Below are 22,584 nucleotides of genomic sequence, written 5' to 3' on the forward strand. Positions count from 1 at the left end.
TTACTTTATTTAAATTGCAATCTCATTGGCTTTGAGGCATTTTCACTCTGCTCGATTGAATGACACTCTAACTAAGGAAGATGGTCTTTAGGAATGTATTCCAATAGCTTTTACTGCACTTCACTGGCTGCTTTTATTGCGCAAATAAAAGATCAAGCTACGCCTGATTTAATTCAAATATACGGCACTCTCCCCGCTAAAGAAATGACCGAGTGGGTTACTACTCTAGCGTCTTTATTTCCTTCTGCTTGTCGTATTGGTATGTCTTGTGAACATCATATTTTTAATGGTGAGATAAAATCTACTGGCATGACAGTTATCTTCTCATATTTTGAGAATACCACTCTTAAACATCACTGCGTGCCGTTTTCAACACAGCAAGAAGACGTTGGCAATGCCCTTTTTGAGCCCTTTGTTAGCGCCTCAGATTCGACACCATCCCTTCCTTATATTGTTCTAACGGATAATAGAGAATTTCTTTCAGACACTTTTTTTAATTACCCAAATGAACACCAGTGTCTTATTAGCGGCGGCAGAGCAGGGCACGCAGATAGCGCACAGAGTTGGCTTTTGTACCAAGATAAAATACTGCAAAATCATGCTCTTGCAGTCGGCTTTTTGAACCCTGACTTACTGGTACACAGAGAAATCTTTGTCGATAGCATTACCATTGGTCAGCGCATGCTGGTGACCTCTAGCGATGGCTGTTTGCTAAAACGTTTAGATCACGTACCTGCACAGCAAATTTATCAACGCTGTCTGACAAATGGGGAGCATTTGCCCCTCTCAGTAGCGTCTCAATTTGCGCTACAAACCATCCTTGATGGCGTTGAAGTTAATGCCGTACCACTAAAGCTCGAACACAATGGCGCCTTGACCATGAGCGAACCGCTGGCAGAAGGCTCCCGGGTTCAATTCTTGTACATAAACCCAATTCATTCCACTTATTCAGCGACATTAAAAACCCAAGAATTAGCCTTTTTAGAGACTCAGAGTATTTTTGTTTTCAAGTGCATTAGTCGCTACCAGGCAAACAGCCAGGCGACCAGTGACAACATGAGGCTTATCAATAACGCACAAACGGTTAATGGTGTTTATTGTTACGGAGAGTTCTATTCTTCACCTGTTGGCACTAAGAGCCGCCAACATGCACTCACTTATGTCGCGTTTAACGAGTCCGCCTCGGGTTCTAATAAAGAGACAAAGGCGCTCAAATTAGCAACTAATGAAAACCCTATATTTCCTATTCTCAATTTGATCAACAATACCTTGTTAGACATTGAGCAGGAGCGAAAGTCCCTTTCTCTGTGCAAAAATAGCGCTATTGAAAACAGCTGGCTTTATGATTTTCAGACCGGGTTACTCAACCGCTACGCCCTGTTAAGCCGGTTACAAAACGACAATGACATAGTGCATTTAGCGGTAGTTAAAATTCGTAATTTCAGCTTAATCAATGAACAGTATGGCTACAGTGTTGCCGATGATCTCGTGGCACAACTTGCTCACCAACTAAAACATCAACTAACGGCAGGTGGTGAAAAACTGGGATTCATATGCTATCGACTGTCGGCCAATGAAATTGCGGTATCTATTGATCACCAGATTTCCCCTAAAAGAGCCCTTCAGGTTTTTCATCAATTGATAGAAAACATTGAAGAAGGTGTTTTTACTTCTTCCGATTCCGTTAAAGATATACTCACTTTAACCTTGTCAGTTGGCCTTGCTTCGATCAAAGACAATGACGGCCGTATTTTATCTAAACATGAGCATTTATTAATTCAAGCCAGTGAAGCCAGACGCATTGCCCAAAGCAACAACCTACCACTTGCTTGGAATGGGGATAATCACCTAGATGCGGCTTCCGGAGAAAATTTAGAATGGATTCAAACTATCCGCCAAGCTTTAGAACAAGATAAGGTATACCCCTATTTTCAACCTTGTTTTGACAGCCAAAGTGGCCAACAAATTAGCGCTGAAGCTTTATTGAGGGTCGAAATAGACGGGCAAGTAGTAGGACCTTTTGCTTTTCTTAATTTGATCAAACAAACCCAACTTTACCCAAAAATCACTCAGCTAATGCTGGCTCAGTGTGAGCGCTTACTTAACCAGTATCCTACAGTCCAACTGGCACTGAATTTATCCATACTGGATTTCAAAAATGATAAAACTTTAGCTGTGTTGAGGGACTTTTTCCGACGCAATCAGGTCTTAGGGCGCTTAACTCTTGAGATTACCGAATCTGAATCTATTCAAGATTACGAGTGGATAAACCCTATTTTGAGGGAATTTCGCCAAGCCGGCGCACTACTGGCGATTGACGATTTTGGCGCTGGGTATTCTAATTTAGAAAAGCTCATTTCATTAGAGCCTGACATTCTGAAACTGGATGGCAGCATTATTAAAAACATTGATCACGATAAAAAAATGCAAAAGCTGGTTGTTAGCATCAACAAACTGGCTCACTCGTTAGACATAAAAACCCAAGCCGAATTTGTTCACAGCCAAGCGGTAAAAGATTTCCTTGTGGATATTGGCGTGGATTATCTACAGGGTTTTCATCTAGCAACACCGTTAAGTGAACAGCAGTGGATAAAAACCCTAATCGAGCAGCCCAGCTTTGATTAAGCCCTCTGGTGCGCAAACGGGAGCACCGCTTCTATGTGCTGGTTATTGCTCAGTAACATCAACAACCTATCTACCCCTAAGGCGACTCCAGCACAGTCAGGCAAACCTGCATTTAACGCACTAATCAAGCGCTCATCGAACTGACGCTGGGCCAAACCTAGCGCTTGACGAGCTTGCTTATCTTGATTAAAACGCCGTTGCTGCTCTTGGGCATCGGTTAACTCATAGTAACCATTCGCTAACTCCATACCTTGCCAATAGAGTTCAAAACGCGCCGCGACCGACTGGCCTTTCTGATCTTGATAAACTTTGGCTAACGCCGCTTGCGTTACGGGATAATCATGAATGAAGCAAGGCATATTCTGACCAATAGCAGGCTCTATAACAGTGGAAAATAGCAACTCTAATAAAGTATCCCGGTCTTCTTCTTGAAGACCGTATTCAGTGTGCTCATGGGCTGCTTGCTGTAATACTTCTAAGGGCACAGTAAAAGGATCAATGCTGAGGTGGCGCATAAAAGCTTGTTGATAGCTGAGTCGCTCGCATTCTAGCGTCTCCACTGACAATATTTTCGCCAACAGCTGCTCTATCTCGTCCATAAGCTGCCAGTGGTCAAAACCCACGCGATACCATTCCAACATAGTGAATTCAATACTATGACGACGGCCAATCTCTTCTGCTCGAAACACCTTGCCAAGCTGATAAATAGAGCCACTGCCCGCGCACAATAGGCGTTTCATAGCGTATTCTGGGGATGTTTGTAGATAGTAAGTCAGCGGTTTTCCGAGGGATGTCGTCTCGCTGGTCAACACCTCAATATGGGGGTCAGTAATACTGGCTAATGACAAGCAAGGGGTATCAACTTCCAACACATTTCTGGCGCTAAAAAAATCGCGGATCACTGAGAACAGCTGGGCACGCTTGTGCAAAATTGCAATATCCGCACTGGGTTGCCACAAAGACGCATCGTACATAGAAAAGGCCCTGTTAAAAAGAACACATAATAACAAAAGCCTTTCTTCGGTGAGACAGAAATACCAACAAGGTGTTTATGCGTCAGGTAAGCCTCGGACTTCAGACTCGCTGACGACTCTGTTGCGCCCTCTAGCCTTGGCAAAATACATGCATCGATCCGCTCTTCTAACCAGATCGGAAAACGAGTCTTGTTCGTTTCCTACCGCAATACCAGCACTGATAGTGACACTAAAGTTCTCGGAGCCGGAATAATGGAAAACATGCTCAGCAACGACCTTCTTGACTCTTTCAGCAAGTACTCGGCTCTCCTCTTCCGTAGCGAACAAAAGTGCTACCATTTCTTCTCCTCCATATCGAAAGACATCTTTATGGGGAAACAGCTCTTTATGAATAATGCTGCTGATTGCGGACAATACAGTATCACCATAATTATGTCCGTATTGATCATTCACCTTTTTAAATAAATCAATATCAAAAAATATTACGGAAAGCGGTTTTATATTTTTTTCTTTTAGCATCCTAGGACCCATTTCATCTAAATAACTACGTCGATAAAGACGCGTTAATCGATCGAAAATAGCCACATTTCTAAGATCTGTCATGTACCGCTGAGATAGACGCAAACTGACAAAAATACTTAATGAAAACAACCCGACAATGATAATCAAGCCCATATATACTTGATTCAGGATTTCGCGATTTAAATCACTTACATACAGCCCAGTACCAACTACCCATCCCCATGGTTTAAACAAAGCAACATAACTAAGCTTTTTAGCTAGCTCATCTTCGCCTGGTTTTGACCAGTAATAAGACACAAAGCCGTTCTCGTTCTGTTGGATAATCGATATAATCGACCGTACATAGAACTTACCATTTTTGTCTTTAACATTTATTAAAGACTTACCCAATTTGCTCTTATTATAAGGGTGCATGATCATCACCCCTTCGGTATTAAGTACCCAAAAGTAGCCATGCTCAGAGTACTTCAGCTTCTTCACATAGGCTAGAAACTGTTGCTGCGCTTCTTCTTTGGTTAAGGCGCCTTCCAGAGAGCTTTCATAAACCTCTCGCATTAGGCTGATGGCGGTATCTACTTGAGAATGAATCAGAACTTTTCGTTCTTTAAGTATTGAGCTATAAAGGTGCCAAACGATCGCTATTAACAAGACAAGCATACTAATCAAGCTAACAAGTGAAAGTGTCAGCATGTGTTTTTTAAATTTGGAATAACGCATCAAAAATATACCAGTTAAGAAAACTCTGAGATTCAATACACCTTGCTCATAGTTTGTCCTACTTAATAGGAAAAACTGTTTTTCACTGGGTAATCCTAGCCCATAAAAACAGTTTTTAAATAATGGAAGAGTCATTAAAAAAACGCTTCATTCCTATTTTAACACAGCCTTTTTGATGAGCGGAAAGATAGCTTCTACTTTTTGGTAATTTAATGGTACTTCTTATTCACAATAACGTGAATAAACTCAACAAGATGGTAACGGGATCACATTTTCATCAAACTGCGGATGTGACTAAAAGCACATCGACCTAAAGCATCAAGGTGATAGCCACCTTCCAATACTGACACTAGCCGCCCCTGACAATACTGTTCCGCGATCTCCACCAGCTGCTCGGTAATCCATTGGAAATCATTATCTTCTAGACGAAGTTGTCCCATCGGGTCAGACTTATGTGCGTCAAAGCCAGCTGAAATCATGACCAATTCCGGTTTAAACAAGGCTAATCTAGGCAATAGGACATCCGTCATCGCAGCGCGGAATTCCTCACTACCACTTCCTGCAGCTAGGGGCATGTGTAAAATATTGTCATGGGAAACGCCAGGGTCAGCGTAAGGATAAAAAGGGTGTTGATAACTCGACGCATACAACACGCTCTCATTACCGTTGAAAATCGCCTCCGTACCATTACCATGATGTACATCAAAATCAATAATAGCGATGCGTTTAAGGTTATAATGTGCCATGGCATGTTTCGCACCGACAGCCACATTATTGAAAAAACAAAATCCCATTGCTCTGTCTGTTTCGGCATGATGACCTGGGGGTCTGACCGCACAAAATGCGTTGTCCATTGCCCCTTTCATTACAAGATCAACCGCTTGCACCACAGCCCCAGCAGCGTGAATGGCCGCCTCCAAAGTGTGTGGCATTAATAGGGTTTCAGGCTCAACTTCAAGCTGGCCTTGTTCAGGCGCTTTTGCAAAAATGGTATCGACATAATCCACACTATGCGCTGCGGCTAATTGCGCTCGTGTCGCCGCTTGAGCCTCGATACAGCGCAAATAATCCAGTAACTGCCCAGCAATCAAACGATCTCGAATTGCCCCTAAGCGCTTGGGAGATTCTGGGTGCGCGGCGCCCATATCATGTTTATCGCACTGGTTGTGAGTGATGTACGCGGTCGTCATGTTGCAGCCATCCATTTTTATTCTTTTATGTATTAAGCAATTCGTTTTATGCTGAGTGAAATCAAAACATAAATTGAGCCAAATGCGCTATTCTACTATGGTCTACCAGCCCATTTTGGGTCTGCATTGAGAGGAGAGTCCCTTTGTCACAGCATGCTTTGCAAACTCTTTTAGCCCCCTCTTCCGCGATCGTGCTCACCGGTCAGGACCCTACCGATCCTATTCTCATCACTTTGTTGCAAGCACTTAGTAAAACCAATAAAGAGCTCACATTGGTCGGAGTAATACCAGAATGGGATGCGAAGCAGCTCTGTGTCAATCATTATGCCTCTTGCCATCAACTGAACAAGCCTTACGACGTCGCAATTTTTGCTGGGAAAACGAACCAACCTATGCGTGACATTATTGCCGATTGTGGTCGCGCAGGTATTCACTCATTACTGATGCTCTCTTGGACGGGGGAAGACGTAAACGAGATTCAGCATTATTTAAGACTGTACAATGTACGTTTATTGGGCCCTAACAGCTTTGGTATATGCCGCCCTAAAAAAGGCTTCTCTGCTTGGCTTGGCCTTACTCATCCGCTACCAGGCAGGCTGGCACTTATGTCACAATCTGGCACCGTCGCTAGTGCACTTGTCGATTGGGCAAGCTGGCAAGGAATTGGCTTTTCACAGGTTGTAGCTATGGGCTCACCTGTCGATGTAATGCCGTCACAAATTCTCGACTTTCTCTCCAATGATTTTGAAAGTCAGGCCATCTTAATGTACCTACAAAGCGTCGGCCAACCGACTCGTTTTCTCAGCAGCCTACGCGCCGCCAGCCGAAGTAAGCCGGTCGCCGTTGTTACCGAGCACAATCTCGGCGCAGACCCTAGAGTATTGGATGCAGCGTTAATGCGTACTGGTGCCGTACGGGGCCGCCGCTTAAACGATTTGATCGGTGCGGCTTCTGTGATGACCAATGCTCGTCGCATCAAAGAAGGTTCCCTGATGATCATAGGTAATGGTGCAGGACCTGGCGAATTAGCGGCTCAAAGAGCTGCTGAGCTAAATCTTTCGTTATTAAAACCTGACCCAGTGCTGCGTGAACAACTGGAAAATATTGTTAGTCAGCGCGGTCATATTGGGCCAGTCAGTACAGTCTGGGCAAGTTGTCCAAGCAATGTTTTTGTGGACCTGGCACACACAACATTAAACAGCCAATCCTGCGGGGCGGTGCTATTAATGTTAAGCCCCACCGCTCTTATTGATTTATCTTCTTTTTGCGAGCAGGTCACCGCCCTGCATCGAAAGCAGAAAAAACTCATCATGGTATGTTTACTCGGTGGCGGTGATATCATTGCCATGCGAACCCGCCTGAATGAGGCTGGCATCCCAACATTCCGCACCCCTGAGACCGCCATTGAAGGCTTTCAGTTTCTGGAACAATTTCAGCGAAACCAACAACTTGCAAAACAATCTCCTGACAGTAATGCGGCCAGTCAACAGTTAAATATTGAACAAGCCAGAAAACACTTGAAAACTTTTATTCGGCAAGGAAAAACTCAGCTCAGTGCCATCGACTTCGCCCCAGTGCTGGCTTTATTTAATCTTAGTTTTGCCAATTTTCCCCGCTCACAAAGTGTCATTAATGCCGCCTTACATGTACGCATTTTTCGCGACCCTGTTTTTGGTACCGCGATCGGCGTAGCGTTAGGGGGCTCCGACCAAGGGTCACCACAAAAAAGTGAAGTGGTCGGCCTACCACCACTAAACACATTACTGGCTCGAGATCTTATCTCTCAGTTATTGCCTCCAGGGAATTACCCTCATATTGAAGCATTATTGCTTAATGTCTCCAGTTTGGCGTGTGAACTGCCCGAGTGCCAAACCTTACAGCTAAGCAAGCTCTATATAGATCAATATGATTGCCTAAACGGCGATATAGACATCAGATTAGCACCTTGTACCAACAAACGACGCTACGATCATCTGGCCATCCAACCCTATCCACGTCACTGGGTCAGTCATGTTACATTACGAGATGGCAGCCAAACCACAGTGCGGCCAGTACGGCCAGAGGATTCCCCCTTGATTGCCGACTTTGTCCGTGGCATGTCCAAGGAAACTCGTTATTTACGCTTCATCTCAAACATTGAAGAGCTCACGCCTCGTATGCTTTCCACCATGTCGCACATTGACTACGATCGAGAAATGGCCTTTATGGCCGTGCATAATGTCGACGGCAAGGATCGCTTGATTGGCACCTCGCGTTATATTGACAATTTTGATGACCAAAGTTGTGAGTTTGCGGTGGTATTGGACGATGATTTCCAAGGACTGGGATTGGCATCTTACTTAATGAAGCAGCTATTCTTGGCCGCTGCCGACAAAGGGATTCGAGTTATGCAAGGTATTGTATTGGCAGAAAATAAACGCATGATCACCTTCTGCAAACACCTAGGCTTCGGTATTCAAAGAGACCCTGATGATATTAGCCAAGTGATTGCCACTGTGGCCTTGAACAAACAATTTATTGATAGCTTAGGCAGTAAAAAACAATAAAAAGCCCGAGCTTAAACCTTCGATTTTTTATCTATTTCCTAGCAATATTGCAATTAGCACAGGAAGGTGCGATTAACTCATCTCTGCCCCTTAGGGCATGGTCGCACCTTCCTTAATCAAGATTAAAAATTGTACTGAGCACTCACAGCAATCTCATTTTTTCCCAGCTGGTTTGAGGCATCATCGTAGTGAAAGTCGCTACTTGAGCTGTAGTTAGTATCTATATCACCATCGTTATGACGATATTCCACCCAAGTCAGCGCATTCGAAGTAATATTGTATTCAACACCTAACTTATAAGAACGCACCGCTTCATACGCATCCGCCAAGGCACTACCAGAACGACGCTGCTGCCCATAACCTGTATAGAAGCGATATTGATTCATAACATACGCTCCAACCAAGTCATATGAGTTAAGGTCCGTTTCTGAGTTTGATGAAGCGCCGTTATCAGCACGGCTTCCTAAATAAACAAACGCAGCATAAAAATCCCCCACATCGTAATCCGCACCAACACCATAGGTGTTAATTTCAGCATCCTTGTCGAAGGTTTGGTTAGCAACCGCTGCCCTAAGGTTTAACCCTATGCCCGTGTCGTACACAATCGCGGCTGAATAAGCGTTATTCTGCTCTTCGTTCTCCATTTCTCCAATATTCGTACCTGTAACGTCGGTGCCATCTTCATTATGAAATTGATAACCCGCTTGAACGGTCAACGGACCATATTGATTAGTGTAAATAACCTGCCCAGATTGCCGTGACTCTCCATACATGCCATCTTGTGCTTCCATTCCCCATTGATCGAATATATCAATCGTGCCAACAAGGCTTGTATAGACTGGTGTATATTGCTGTCCAAACGCAAGCTTGCCCTTATCTCCAAAATCCACACCAAGGTACATATATCGAGTCTTAAACTCATTACCATCGTCCGTCTCGCCGGCTGCTTGCCATTCGGCTTTACCAAATAAAGAGACCTCTTGATTGACCTGACTGGAGCCTTTTAAGCCTAAGCGCGCCGATGACGTCATATCACCTTGAGTATCCGTCGAATTATCATCCGAGTTATTCGCACCCTCATTCGTGGCATCGATCTCTACTCGACCATAAACATCTAGCGTTTGACCGCTCGTGTTATAGACATTCGCGGCGTGTGCTGGTGTCAGCATGACCATGGCTAGGGGTATAACATACGCTAACATTGTCCTGTTCATTAAAGCGATCCTCTGCGTTTTTTTATGCGGCGTTACTATAAACAGAGAAGTTCACTTTTTAACTATTCAAACAAAGGAAGATGAGCGCAAAAAAACAGGATTGTTGTACTCTATTTTGAGGAGAGGCAAAGCAGTACAAAAAGGGCGCGAAAAAGCATAACGATCACAGATAATGTGTAAAGATGGGAAGTTAAGCGTTTAGAAAAAAACGTTTTTTATTTTTATCCCTTTAAGAACAAGGATTTAAGTTCTTTTTTTATAATATTCCTGATGCAATACACACACTTAGTCACAGAAGCTCCTTATTACACGAGCGAGCCTATCTTAGCCTTCGTGGCTTGCTAATAAGAATTTAGCTGATGGGTATTTAGGACACACACTGGCCAATAAAAAGCCCCCAGCAGATACCGACTGAGGGCTTTGAAAACAGCGCCGTTTACAAGTAATTATTTACCCGTGGCGCGAGATACGTACTCACCTGTACGTGTATCAACACGTAGCACTTCACCGATATTGATAAAAAGCGGAACACGAACCATAGCGCCTGTGACTAAGAACGCTGGCTTAGAACCACCGTTTGCAGTATCACCTTTCACGCCTGGGTCTGTGTCTTTCACTTCTAATTCAATGAAGTTCGGAGCCGATACGGCCAATGGCGCACCGTTGTATAAAGTAACAACGTACTTTTCTTGCTCTTTAAGCCATTTCATTGCATCGCCTACCGCAGTTTCATCGGCTGCATGCTGTTCGAATGAACCATCGGTCACCATGAAATACCAAAACTCGCCATCGGTATACAAGTATTCCATGTCGGTTTCCATGACATCGGCGCCTTCTAGCGTATCACCCGATTTAAACGTACGCTCCCACACACGACCAGAACGCAGGTTACGTAGTTTAAGACGGTTAAACGCTTGGCCTTTACCAGGTTTAACATGTTCATTATCCAAAATCGCACATGGATCACCATCAACCATTACCTTGGTACCACTGCGCATTTCGCTAGTAGAAATATTAGCCATACATCCTCACCGTGTATTTTTTAGAGAAAAGGCCCTAACTGACGTATCATGTCAGCCTGACGATCTCAGCAAACATCTTTTCAAATAAAAGAACGTTTGCGAAGATCTCAAAGAGCCCAAGGCCTAATCGGCCTGAAATTAGTTGGCGCCAATCATAACCCAAATCAACTCAACTTTGCAGATATTTGACGTGATCCCTATTCAAACAGACACTACTTTAACTTGGTCACAGCACCTCGCTAGCGCCTTAACAAGCTTACCTGAGCTAATCCAACACCTAAAGCTGCCGAGTGACATGCTAACTAACGGTCAGGCTGCTCAAGCTGCTTTTAAGTTACTCGTACCGCGCCCGTATTTATCACGCATTGAAATCGGTAATCCACAGGATCCTCTGTTATTACAAGTCCTTCCCAGTGAGATGGAAATGCAAGCAGTGCCTGGCTACACCGCTGACCCTTTACAAGAAGCCGATCATAATCCACAAAAAGCCATTGTTCATAAGTATAAACGACGCTTATTAGTCATTGCGGCCGGTAGCTGCGCAGTGAATTGCCGCTACTGTTTTCGTCGTCATTTTCCTTACGGTGACAACCAATTAGCGCAAGCTGAATGGCAATCTGTGATCGACTACATAAGCGCTCACCCAGAAGTCAATGAAGTCATTCTTAGCGGTGGTGACCCTTTGATGATGAAAGACGCTTTACTGGCCGATAAAATCCGCAAACTTGAATCCCTACCTCAGATTAAGCGTTTTCGAATTCACTCTCGTTTGCCCGTGGTTATCCCACAGCGCGTATGTGATGAAATGTTGGATTGGATCAAAAATAGCCGTTTAGACATCGTCATGGTGTGGCACATTAACCATGCGAATGAAGTGGATGAAGAGGTCATACTTGCCACTAAAAAATTAACACAAGCCGGGGTTACCTTATTAAATCAAGGCGTGTTACTAAAAGGTATTAATGACACAGTAGACGCACAAGTTGCTCTAAGTGAAGCCGTGTTTAAAGCAGGCCTAATGCCTTACTATATGTTCACCCTAGACCCAGTCGACGGCGCCGCTCACTTTGATATCAGTATTGAGCAAGCACAACGTCTAATGGGAAAAGTGGCCGCTGAATTGCCTGGCTATTTAGTGCCAAGATTGGCGAAAGAAATCCCCGGCAAACAAGCAAAAACCGTCTTTGCCCCGTTGACTGATTAGCCACTTTCGAGACAACAGAATAGAGTCTAGCGCGCCAAGGCAATACGCGCCGTTTTAACCATCTGACGGCGAATACAGACCTGTGGCGCGAATTGGTATAAATCGCCATTGCGACCGACTAATTGACGCGGCACCTGACTAAGCTTCGCGACTTGGCCATTCGCTACTAGATGCTCCGGTTCACCATGAACCGGCACAGCAATTTCTGGTTGCACCCACGAGTACAATTGACTCAACTCGTCTCTACAAGGGTGCCCGCTCACATGAATGGTTAATGCCGTATCCTGCTGCTGTAAAGTGCGGATTTTACGGCCTTTAAATTGCTCAACCAAGCGCATAATAGCGGTTTCATTGCCGGGTATCATCATAGCGCTAAAGATTACCAGGTCGTCGGCGTCTAAACTTAAGTCAAAACAAGTATCTGACGCTAATCGATTCAATGTCGCTCTGGGCTCTCCTTGACTGCCTGTGACAACGGCCAGTACTTCTTCTTTAGGCAGATAGCCCAAATGTGCTGACTCAATTAACGGAATATCATCCGGCCAATAACCTGTCGCTTTGGCGGCGCCTACCATGTTAATTAATGATCGACCGATCAAGGCTAGATAACGACCTGTTTGCTTCGCAACTCTTCCCAAAGCAACTAAACGCGCTACATTGCTGCTAAAACACCCGACAACAACACGGCCTTTTTCCACCTCAATCGCTCGCAATAAACCTTCATAACATTCGCTTTCTGAAGCAGAATGCCCCTCACGCAATGCATTGGTAGAATCACACACCATAGCTCGAATTGGCGTTTTCGAAAGTGCCTTAAAGCGATCTGCAGAAAAGCCTTTACCAATAATCGGCTGTTTATCTATTTTCCAGTCTCCAGTATGAAAAATCTGCCCGGCTGGCGTGTCGATCGTCATCGCAAAAGGTTCCGGTACAGAATGGGTCAAGGCGAGCCAAGAAACCGAAAACACACCAATTTTTTGCGTCTGATTCTCTTCCATCACAATCACAGGAACTTCATCAGCTAAACCAACCTGAACCAGCTTGCGACGTAATACTTCCGCAGTGAAGGCCGTGGTGTATACAGGGCACTGAAAACGGCGCCACAGAAATGGCAAAGCCCCAACATGATCCTCATGAGCATGAGTAATCACAATACCGGCGAGTCGTTCTTTTTGGTCACTAATAAATTTAGGATCAGCCGACACAACTTCCGCGGTATGAAGGTCATCAGGGACCAGCGGTTCATTAAATGAAACGCCACAATCGACCATTAGCCATTGTCCATCATGACCATAAAGGTTCATGTTCATGCCGATTTCACCTGTGCCACCCAGAGGTAAAAACCACAAATCTTGTTCGCTTGGTATCAGTGAAGAAATAACCCACTCCTGTTGAAGAAAATAAGCATTGAAAAGGTTTTGTCTATGTTACGTGATTTCTTATAAGATCCCAGTCTAAGAGAGGCTTATGCCTTATTCAGTTCAAGACCCAGTGTCTTTTTTACGTCTATATTACACTTAGAAACGCGTTATTTTATCGAGGCCTAGATGCACAGTACCGCTCCAACCCCCCATAGAAAACAGCGCATCATGATGATCTCCGCTATTGTCGGGTTGCTCTTAGTCTGCATCGCCTTTTTTGCGCTTAAGTATGTTGGCAGCCGTTACACCACTCAAATCATTACCCAGCAAATAGAGGAATCCGGCTTAACGCCATTGATTCATTATAAAAAAATAACCTTCGACACGCTCACCCTGAGTCCGGTCATGCACTCAGTTTCCATTGGTAACCAGCGCTACCCTTGGTTACGATTCTCGAAAATAACATTCAACGCACTGCCCATTAATTACCCGCAACTCGACATTGAATTCCAATTTGATGACAGCCAACAGCCATTAGCTCGCGATACCCAGCGTTTGCTCGCGATCGCAGGCGTCAACCAATTAACTGGTCACGGACGCTTTTTATCAAAGCCCAACGGCAACAATATAGACTCCACATTGACACTCACTATGCCCCATCTCGGCCAACTTTATTTATCGACTAACTTGGATATTTTGGACGCCGATTTCTCTTTACACGAACTACGCTCTGACTTACTCGCGTCGTTGGCTTTAGGCCAGCTCGATGCCATGCCCATTTTATATGGTGAAAGTGTTGCCTTACATAAACTTGCCTTACGCTTTCAAGATAATGGCTTAACCAAACAAATTTGGCCGCACTCTCAATCTAATGAAAAGCGCTTATTAGTTAAATCCATTATCAACTCCATAGGGTTAGCGGCATATGACTCACCGCAAGCGGAATACCTTGCGACACAGTTCGAAAACTTTCTAGCAAATCCTAAGCAATTGTCCTTTTCTATGCTGCCTAAAAAAGCCATCAAGCTATCGTCTTTAATGAAATTTTCGCAAGAGAAATCCCTTTACCTAAAGTCTGATATGGCATTAATGGCGAAACAGTAAACGAACAACACATACAGCATGGGTCGGTCATCATGCAGAGGAAATTTTCTTGTCCGCCTGGTTAATCTCCTTTATCTTTAGAAGCTGATAAAAAATCGAGCGATAAATGAAAAACGTAACCATCTTAGTTGATGTGCAAAATATTTATTACACAACCCGGCAGGCTTATGGTCGTCGTTTTGATTACAACGCCTTCTGGCAGCAAATCACCCACGACAGACAGGTGGTTAAAGCCATTGCCTATGCCGTCGATCGCGGCGATGAAAAACAACGTCAGTTTCAAAATATTCTAAGAGCCATTGGCTTTGAGGTGAAACTGAAGCCTTATATTCAAAGAGCGGATGGCTCCAGCAAAGGGGACTGGGATGTTGGCATCACCCTAGACGCAATGGAATATGGACCAGACAGCGATATTTTAGTATTAGCATCAGGGGATGGGGACTTTGACTTATTGGCACAGAAACTCGACGCTAAATACCATACTCAAGTCGAGGTGTATGGCGTCCCTATGCTAACGGCGAACTCACTGGTAAATGCAGCGACCAAGTTTTATCCTATCAAGGAAAACTTATTACTCAAATAGTATAACTGAATATTGCTAAGGGATAAGCGCGACCTATTATTCTTGCATTGATTGGAATTCAACACTTAATGGACTGAGATGTGAATGATGCTTTTTTCTAAGAAAACCAACCCGCTGCGAATTTCCTTATTAACAGGATTAAGTCTTCTGGTTGGTGTATTGATGGGCATTTATAGTCCAATCAATCTTTTTTATTTAGATATGCCAATAATTGGCGTCATCGAAATAATGATTTCTCTGTTTAGCTTTTATTGCTTCTGGTGTGCTAAAACCGGCAAGGCAAAAGTCTATCAGTCCTACGTGCTTGTCTTTTTGACTACTTTTTTAATTTATCTCGCCGCTTATAGTGCAGACATCAGAGCGCTTTCCTTTTTATGGGGGCTTGCTTTGCCCATTGTGTATTACCTTATGTTTGGTGAAAAACAAGGGTTTTACTTTACTTGTCTAATTTTATTACCCAGTATTTATATTCTTTTTATTAACTCCCCTAGCGAAGAATTCATTTCTTATCGCGCCATCGTTAACTATACATTCGCTCATTTCTTCATCTGGTTTTTATGCCACTTATATGAAAAACAGCACAACCAAGACAAAATACAGCTACAAATAATGGCGCACAACGATGCACTAACTGGGGTAAAAAATCGTCACGCTTTAGAAAAGCATTTTAAGAGATTAGAAAAAAACGCCATTCAGGCCAATGTATTATTGGTCGATATCGATTTTTTTAAGTTGGTAAATGATGAGTTCGGTCACAGTGTTGGTGATGCTGTACTGATTGAAGTGGCCAAATGCCTACAAAGCCAGACGGATGAAGACGCTATTTATCGGCTAGGTGGTGAAGAGTTTGTCATTTTGTTAGAGAAGGTAAGCATTGAAGATAGCCGCAAAAAAGCAGAGCAAATTCGCCATGCGATTGAGCAACACACCTTCCATAGCCATGATTTACATCTGCACCTTACGGTCAGCATTGGCGTCGCACAATCTTCCCTTGGCAACGCTATGATCGATGCCTTGCATAGGGCCGACAACAAGCTTTATCAAGCTAAGAACAAAGGTCGCAATGCGGTTTGTGCTTAGCCTCAGGCAACCAAGCGATTTACAGTTAGCAAAACGTCTCTAAATAAAGCGCTTCTACCTTGTCTCTTGCCCAAGGCGTTTTGCGCAGGAATTTCAAACTTGATTTCACCGATGGGTCGCTTTTAAAGCAGTTGATATTGATTCTAATCGACAACTCTTCCCAACCAAAATGCTCAGCTAGATCCGTAACAATTTTTTCCAATTTCACCCCATGTAATGGGTTATTCGCTTGTGCTGTCATAGTCATATGTCTCTCAAAATTCGTTGCGTTATTATACCCTATCTGGTCGACGAGCTTACGCTCATCGATAAAGGATTTTGACCTGACTAAAAATAGCACTAAGAACATTTGACTAATCGCCAAAATCCCCGAAAAATAGGCAACATAAAACGAAAAAATCAATTATTAGGAGCACCACATGGGTATTTTATCTGGACTAAAAGGACTATTTTCTGGCGGCGAGAGTGCCCCTGAGGCAGCAGCAGAAGAAGCGGTCGAATATAAAGGCTTTGAAATCATCCCAGCCCCCATTCCTGAAGGCGGACAGTTCCGCGTAGCGGCAACTATTACTAAAGGGGAAGGTGAGGAGCAAAAAACCCATCAATTCATCCGCTCTGATTTAATTCCAAGTCGAGATGAATGCATTGCGATTACCATGCGCAAAACCAAATTGACCATCGACCAACTGGGCGATAATTTATTTGGCTAACATCTCCCCCCTTCATTAAAAGAAGAGCATTATGAGCACATCAATAGGAAAGCACTGGAAGAAAGTCAGCGACCATGAAGACCTATTGGGCCAGCAATACCGTGCTCGAACCTTTTCTTTTACGGGATCGAGGGGCTCGGTTCATAGCACCTTGGTAAACCATCTAGCTGAACAGCAGGCCAGCCATGCGATTCTCTATATACATGGTTACACTGACTATTTTTTTCAAACGGGTTTAGCTGATCACTTTGTTACTCAAGGTTATCGTTTCTACGCCTTGGATTTACAAGGCTATGGTCGATCAATCAGGCCTAACTCGCCGCCAAATTGGTGTGACTCAATTGAACAATACGGGCAAGATTTAGACATTGCCTTAGCCACGATAAAAGCCGATGGCGTCGACACTGTTACGTTACTAGCACACTCAACTGGCGGGCTGGTAAGCGCGACTTATTTGGCTCAGCCTTATTCGTCTACAGAACGTGCCAGCCAATATCAAACCGCTTTTCCAGAGGTCTCCGGACTGATTTTAAACAGCCCTTTTTTGGCGTTACCATTTTCTCCTAACACCCTACAATGGCTAAGCTACCCTGTTTATGCTCTGGTTTCTCTGTTTCCATTTGCTTCTTTACACTCAAAAAAAGCCTCCCTATACAGTAAGACATTACATCAGGTATTTGGTGGTGAATGGGCCTACCGCTTAGATTGGAAGCCTGCCGCGGGCTACCCTTTGTCTTTTCATTGGCTGAAACAAATCATACGGGCACAACATCAACTTGCAGCAAAGAAAATAACCATCCCCACCCTATTGTGTCATTCAAAAATCAGTACTTTAAACAAAAAAACCGTTGCTGAAATGCAATTGGGAGATGGCGTGCTAGACATCGACAGTATGCAAGTGGCAGCTCAAAAAGTGTTTGATGCGCTTTCCTGCGTCGCTATTGAAAAAGGCTTTCATGACCTATACCTTTCTCATCAACCAGCGCGAGAAGCCTATTTAACCAGCATAGATAACTGGCTAAATAGACAACAGAAAGAGTCGTAAGTCCTATTATCAATTGCTTTGCTTACTCATGATGTAATCCAATAAACGCGTTGGTAATAGGCGCTTTAAAAAACCTGCCATGTAGGTTGGGGTGGTAACATAATAGCGTGGTTTAGGGCGTTGTGATTCCAGTGCGTGCAATAATTTCTTCACAACCGCGCTGGCTGGTAAAGTCTGTGATGATGTAGGTCCCTCTTTTGATAAACGCCCTATGGCTTCTTCATAGCCTTGCTGATGTCGACTTTGTGAAATATCAATATTTTCTTTTAACGCCTGCAAAGCATTGGCTCTGAAGCGACTTTCAATTGGGCCTGGCTCAATCAAACTCACATGTATCGGCGTACCAATAAGCTCTAAACGCAATGTGTCTGTTAACCCTTCTAAGGCAAACTTGCTGGCATTATAAGCACCACGAAATGGCATGGCGACAAGCCCTAACACCGAACTGTTATTAACAATACGTCCATATCCCTGCGCTAGCATGAGCTTTAAAACCTTAGATGTCAGCTCATGGGTGCCAAAAAAATTTGTCTCAAATTGCTTACGCAATGTCGCTACTGATAAATCTTCAACTGCACCAGGCTGCCCATAAGCGCCATTATTAAAAAGCGCAAACAAGTGGCCTCCTGTCAGAGCTAGAGTCTCTTGTAAGCCTTTTTCAATGGAAGCAGAATCCGCTAAATCCAATTGCACAACATGATGAATGCCAGCGGCTTTGATCTTCTCAATATCTTCGGCTCGGCGACAACTCGCGACGACTAAAAAATCTTTTTGCTGCAACATTTTAGCGGCTTCCAAACCAATGCCACTAGAACACCCTGTAATTAAAATCGAATACTGCATATTGAACCCTTTTTAAAAAGTGAGTAAATGAAGATAAATAGTGTTAATCGAATCATTAAACTGACGCTTTTTATTTACCTTCTTAGATCCCTTTAAATACCCTTGTTATTTGGTTGTTTTTCACTTAGGTTACTGTCAATTTTTTATCTGTCTAAAGTGATTGTAATGAATCAAAGTTCTAAACACGAGAAACGCCGAGAAACCTTCGGTTCTCGCCTTGGTTTTGTTCTAGCCGCAGCAGGTGCTGCGGTTGGTCTGGGAAATATCTGGGGGTTTCCTACCCAAGCCGCTAGCAATGGTGGTGGCGCATTTTTACTTGTCTATCTAGTGTTAATTTTCGTGGTGGCTTTCCCTATGCTTGTGGTCGAAATGGCCATCGGACGCTACGGACAAGCGAACCCTGTCGATAGTATGCGCACCCTTAATAGCAAACCTATTGCACAGCGCTTTGGAGCTGCTGTTGGCTGGCTTGGACTCAGTGTACCGAGCGCTGTATTAGCGTTTTATAGCATAGTCGGCGGTTGGATTATTTGCTTTATGTTAGCCGCTATTGCAGGTTTAATCGGGTTCACCGAACAAGCTAATTGGTTAAAGGGATTTAGCATAGAACGCAACTTATTTGGCACTATTAGCTTCTATGTACTGACGATTTTAATTGTGCAGGGGGGCGTTAAACACGGGATTGAAAAGTGGTCAACTCGACTAATGCCGGCGCTGTTTATTCTGTTCAGTGTGTTGTTTATTTATATTATGATGCAACAAGGCGCTGTAGAAGGTTTAAAACACTACCTCATTCCTGACTTTGATAAAATCTGGGACCGCCAGCTTATTCTAGCGGCCATGGGACAAGGCTTCTTTTCGCTGACCATCGGCGGTTGCTCCATGCTTATTTATGGTTCCTATTTAAACAAAAAAGAAAATCTCCCTAAGATGGCATTCAGTGTCACTTGCATTGATACCTCTGTGGCTTTTATTGCAGGCTTAGTGGTTCTCCCGGCTATGTTCGTAGCCATGAACAATGGCGTTCAAATATACGCTGATGATGGTTCATTATTAAGTTCAGATACCTTGGTATTTACCGTATTGCCCTTAATGTTTAATAGCCTTGGAGTACTCGGCCAACTCTTTGCTGTGGTTTTCTTTCTACTCTTAACCATTGCGGCTCTAACCTCTTCTATTTCAATGTTAGAGTGCCCTGTTGCACTGGTTTCTGAACGTTTCAATACCAAACGCACACCAACTAGCTGGCTACTTGGCGGTCTAATAGCCTTATTTAGTATCGTCATTGTTTATCATTTCGGCGCCTTATTTGGCTTAGTTGCTACGCTTTCTACGCAGTACTTACAGCCATTTGCTGCGCTTATGTTTTGCTTATTTGGTGGTTGGGTATGGAATCGTAATGCGAAATTTAAAGAGCTAGAAAGTGGCTTTAGCGAGTTTCGTAGCTCCCTATTTGGGAAGATCTGGCCTTGGTATGTTCGCTTTGTCTGCCCGGTACTCGTGGTGGCAATTATTTGGGCTTCATTAAGCTAGCGCACGGCCAAACAACCTCTATAAAACAGATAAAAGGTGAGCACATTCACCTTCTATCTGTTTTTTTGAGCGGCTTTTCAACATGCCTATGTATTAGCCGGTGGTTTCACGTTTTTTTGCTTATACATGGCAGCATCCGCCTGTTCTATCATCTTTTCTAACGCGAGCTGACTATCATAGGGAAAGAACGCCACGCCAACGCTATACTCAACACGATATGGTTTGTTAAGCGTTGCATTCATCTCTGCGATGGCATTTTCGAAACGCAGTAATAATGCATCGACATCACTAGGTTCTGTCCCTGCCAGCATAACGATAAACTCATCACCACCAAATCGTCCGGTAATATCACTCTTGCGGAAGGTGTGTTTTAAGGTGTCGGCAAATTTCACTAACGCAAAATCTCCTTCATGATGCCCGTGCCTATCATTCACCTGTTTGAATTTGTCTAAATCAAACAAAATAAGTGTAATCGCTTGCTCCCTTCGCGAACAAACCTTCAACGTATGCTCGGCGAGGGTAATAAAACCACGGCGATTTGTTATCCTCGTCAAATCATCCATTGTTGCCCACTGAATCGCTTTGATTTCCTGTTCAATCATGGCCCCAAAATCTTCTAGTAAGGCTAAATCCTCTCGGCTTAATTCTCTTGGCTTGGTATCGATAAGGCATAAGGTGCCAAGGTTCACTCCTGGACGTAACTTAAGAGGATAACCGGCGTAAAAACGAATATTGGGCGCGCCTTCAACCAAAGGACTGTCAAAGAAACGCTCGTCTTCGAGTGCATTAGGAACAATGAAAGTGGAATCTTGATTTATTGCATGGGTGCAAAAAGACACTTCCCTGGGAGTTTCTGTTATGTCTAGCCCCTGACTTGACTTAAACCATTGGCGATATTCATCGACGAAAGTTACTAGCACAATAGGCACTTTAAAAATCCGCTTCGCCATCCGCGTAATTCGATCAAACCTCTCATCCTGAGAGGTATCGAGAATTTTTAACCCTCTTAACGCTTCCAATCGCTCGGCTTCGTTTAGAGGAGGTTTAGGCACTTCCATATTAACCTCTTAATGTAAATCATCCGCATTTAACCAAGTCTAAAAGACTGCTTCTGAAAAACAATCGTATCCTACTGCCTAAGAGTAAAGTCACGTTATATTCACTTTCAATGAGCTTTATTAGCTCCCCTCTGACTGTGATAACGGATAATGCGCCTAGCTCATTCCTAGTTCCATCCGCCAGCGTCTATCAATCCCATTGCCTCTTTTAAGCCTGCGACGCTGCACTTTTCATAACGCCAATCAAGAAACTTGCGGCTTAGACAGAACGCCTGATACGTGCCATTACAAAAGAATAAAGATCAGCAGAGAACTACACAGGCTTATTTGTCACTGTCATATTCGCCAGTATTAACTGAATAACTGCTTTAATTCCTGCTCCAGCCAACTCAATGCAGGCCCAGCAATTTGTTGGCTGGGTCGAATCCATTCAACCGGTGCTTGCCAAGGTTTATAGTCAAAATTAAAAGGTAACTTCACCAATTTACCAGCAGCAATATCTTCTTCCACCATATGACAAGGCAAGTAACTCCAAGCCAAACCTAGCTTAGTCAGCTGCTTTAACGTGGTGAAATTATTGCAGTAGGTTTTTTGTACCGAGATAGGCAGAAAATGAGTAAGGTGACGGCCATTGATGCCCCGAATGAGCAACTGCTTATGGGGCATAATATCGCGTATATCGATGCTCGCTAATGACGTGAGCGGATGTTGCGGATGGGCGACTGCATAAAAAGGAAGATCACCTAAGTTGCAAACATCAAATCCACTTTCCAGCCCTATATTCGCAAACTGTAAGCCTATGTCTGCTTTTCCTTGATTAAGATGATCCATCATATCTGGGCTTGCAACACTGTGGATCTCGACTTCCGAGGCAACAAAATGCTGACTAAGGTCCAATAAAATATGCTTTAACTTAGGCAACATTAAGGCGTCATCAATCGCAATAATAAGATGAGACTCCTCCGACTTAGAAAGCGCGGTGGCGGCTTTATTCAACTCTTGACTCTGCTTTAGAACCGCTTGTGCATAACCCAATAGCTTCTCGCCTGCCGGTGTTAAAACCGGGGTTCTGGCACTTCGATCAAACAATAAAGTATCTAAATCTATTTCTAATGCGGCAATAGATTGACTAATGGCTGACTGGGCTTTGGAAAGTTTTCTGGCGCAAGCCGAAAAAGACCCAGTGGCCGCAACCTCGGCAAAAATTTTTAATTGCTCCAAACTATACATATCAATAACTCTGCTAGAAAAAA

19 protein-coding genes are annotated in these 22,584 nt (G+C 43.8%); 9 read left to right on the plus strand and 10 right to left on the minus strand.

Features of this window, described 5'->3' with window-relative positions:
* Positions 1–93: 93 nt before the first annotated feature.
* Entirely contained in the window at positions 94–2,625 is a 2,532-nt protein-coding gene (locus DFP81_RS05980) for a bifunctional diguanylate cyclase/phosphodiesterase (protein WP_115896854.1), read from the plus strand.
* Here the strand turns inward: DFP81_RS05980 and epmA are convergent.
* The 3 genes from epmA to DFP81_RS05995 form a co-directional block, all read right to left on the minus strand.
* Positions 2,622–3,599, minus strand: a complete 978-nt coding sequence (gene epmA, locus DFP81_RS05985; protein WP_115896855.1) for an EF-P lysine aminoacylase EpmA — start codon at positions 3,597–3,599, stop codon at positions 2,622–2,624. The two genes, DFP81_RS05980 and epmA, sit on opposite strands and share 4 nt — an antisense overlap.
* 75 nt (positions 3,600–3,674) lie before the next feature.
* Positions 3,675–4,973 carry a cache domain-containing protein gene (locus DFP81_RS05990; RefSeq protein WP_115896856.1) on the minus strand — a complete coding sequence of 433 codons (1,299 nt, stop codon included), beginning with the start codon at positions 4,971–4,973 and terminating at the stop codon, positions 3,675–3,677.
* A gap of 131 nt (positions 4,974–5,104) precedes the next feature.
* Positions 5,105–6,028, minus strand: coding sequence for a histone deacetylase family protein (locus DFP81_RS05995; RefSeq protein ID WP_115897017.1), 924 nt, complete (start codon positions 6,026–6,028; stop codon positions 5,105–5,107).
* 143 nt (positions 6,029–6,171) lie between these two features.
* On the opposite strand from DFP81_RS05995, the gene DFP81_RS06000 reads away from it, so the two are divergent.
* Positions 6,172–8,574: a bifunctional acetate--CoA ligase family protein/GNAT family N-acetyltransferase gene (locus DFP81_RS06000; protein ID WP_115896857.1), complete on the plus strand. Its 2,403-nt coding sequence runs from the start codon at positions 6,172–6,174 to the stop codon at positions 8,572–8,574.
* A gap of 122 nt (positions 8,575–8,696) precedes the next feature.
* Here the strand turns inward: DFP81_RS06000 and DFP81_RS06005 are convergent, their stop codons facing one another.
* On the minus strand, positions 8,697–9,788 hold the full coding sequence (locus DFP81_RS06005; RefSeq protein ID WP_147299437.1) for a porin: 1,092 nt from the start codon (positions 9,786–9,788) through the stop codon (positions 8,697–8,699).
* Between the two features lie 446 nt (positions 9,789–10,234).
* Positions 10,235–10,810 (minus strand): elongation factor P, encoded by a 576-nt coding sequence (gene efp, locus DFP81_RS06015; protein ID WP_115896860.1) that lies wholly within the window; start codon positions 10,808–10,810, stop codon positions 10,235–10,237.
* A gap of 190 nt (positions 10,811–11,000) precedes the next feature.
* Here efp and epmB point away from each other — a divergent pair, with 190 nt between their 5' ends.
* Complete coding sequence (epmB, locus tag DFP81_RS06020) at positions 11,001–12,014, plus strand: EF-P beta-lysylation protein EpmB (protein WP_115897018.1); 1,014 nt, start codon at positions 11,001–11,003, stop codon at positions 12,012–12,014.
* A 26-nt stretch (positions 12,015–12,040) separates the two neighbouring features.
* On the opposite strand, the gene DFP81_RS06025 is transcribed toward epmB, so the two are convergent.
* Positions 12,041–13,324: a ribonuclease J gene (locus DFP81_RS06025; RefSeq protein ID WP_245959095.1), complete on the minus strand. Its 1,284-nt coding sequence runs from the start codon at positions 13,322–13,324 to the stop codon at positions 12,041–12,043.
* 237 nt (positions 13,325–13,561) lie between these two features.
* On the opposite strand from DFP81_RS06025, the gene DFP81_RS06030 reads away from it, so the two are divergent.
* The 3 genes from DFP81_RS06030 to DFP81_RS06040 all read left to right on the plus strand — a co-directional run bounded on the left by DFP81_RS06030 (position 13,562) and on the right by DFP81_RS06040 (position 16,142).
* Positions 13,562–14,479 (plus strand): hypothetical protein, encoded by a 918-nt coding sequence (locus DFP81_RS06030; RefSeq protein ID WP_115896861.1) that lies wholly within the window; start codon positions 13,562–13,564, stop codon positions 14,477–14,479.
* Positions 14,480–14,585: 106 nt separating this feature from the next.
* Entirely contained in the window at positions 14,586–15,062 is a 477-nt protein-coding gene (locus DFP81_RS06035; protein ID WP_115896862.1) for an NYN domain-containing protein, read from the plus strand.
* An 84-nt stretch (positions 15,063–15,146) separates the two neighbouring features.
* Positions 15,147–16,142: a GGDEF domain-containing protein gene (locus DFP81_RS06040; protein ID WP_115896863.1), complete on the plus strand. Its 996-nt coding sequence runs from the start codon at positions 15,147–15,149 to the stop codon at positions 16,140–16,142.
* A gap of 25 nt (positions 16,143–16,167) precedes the next feature.
* Here the strand turns inward: DFP81_RS06040 and DFP81_RS06045 are convergent, their stop codons facing one another.
* Entirely contained in the window at positions 16,168–16,383 is a 216-nt protein-coding gene (locus DFP81_RS06045; RefSeq protein WP_115897020.1) for a VF530 family protein, read from the minus strand.
* Between the two features lie 178 nt (positions 16,384–16,561).
* Here DFP81_RS06045 and DFP81_RS06050 point away from each other — a divergent pair, with 178 nt between their 5' ends.
* A complete protein-coding gene (locus DFP81_RS06050) occupies positions 16,562–16,852 on the plus strand; it encodes an HlyU family transcriptional regulator (RefSeq protein WP_115896864.1) in 291 nt (96 codons plus the stop codon).
* Between the two features lie 31 nt (positions 16,853–16,883).
* Positions 16,884–17,897, plus strand: coding sequence for an alpha/beta hydrolase (locus DFP81_RS06055; protein ID WP_115896865.1), 1,014 nt, complete (start codon positions 16,884–16,886; stop codon positions 17,895–17,897).
* A 9-nt stretch (positions 17,898–17,906) separates the two neighbouring features.
* Here DFP81_RS06055 and DFP81_RS06060 read toward each other — a convergent pair whose 3' ends face one another.
* Complete coding sequence (locus DFP81_RS06060) at positions 17,907–18,740, minus strand: SDR family NAD(P)-dependent oxidoreductase (protein WP_115896866.1); 834 nt, start codon at positions 18,738–18,740, stop codon at positions 17,907–17,909.
* 165 nt (positions 18,741–18,905) lie between these two features.
* Here DFP81_RS06060 and DFP81_RS06065 point away from each other — a divergent pair, with 165 nt between their 5' ends.
* On the plus strand, positions 18,906–20,273 hold the full coding sequence (locus DFP81_RS06065) for a sodium-dependent transporter (protein ID WP_115896867.1): 1,368 nt from the start codon (positions 18,906–18,908) through the stop codon (positions 20,271–20,273).
* Positions 20,274–20,359: 86 nt separating this feature from the next.
* Here DFP81_RS06065 and DFP81_RS06070 read toward each other — a convergent pair whose 3' ends face one another.
* Both DFP81_RS06070 and DFP81_RS06075 read right to left on the minus strand, forming a co-directional pair.
* Positions 20,360–21,331: a sensor domain-containing diguanylate cyclase gene (locus DFP81_RS06070; protein ID WP_115896868.1), complete on the minus strand. Its 972-nt coding sequence runs from the start codon at positions 21,329–21,331 to the stop codon at positions 20,360–20,362.
* Between the two features lie 351 nt (positions 21,332–21,682).
* Positions 21,683–22,561 (minus strand): LysR family transcriptional regulator, encoded by an 879-nt coding sequence (locus tag DFP81_RS06075; RefSeq protein WP_181903048.1) that lies wholly within the window; start codon positions 22,559–22,561, stop codon positions 21,683–21,685.
* Positions 22,562–22,584 lie beyond the last annotated feature (23 nt).

This window comes from Marinomonas pollencensis, from assembly GCF_003387375.1.
Lineage (GTDB): Bacteria > Pseudomonadota > Gammaproteobacteria > Pseudomonadales > Marinomonadaceae > Marinomonas > Marinomonas pollencensis.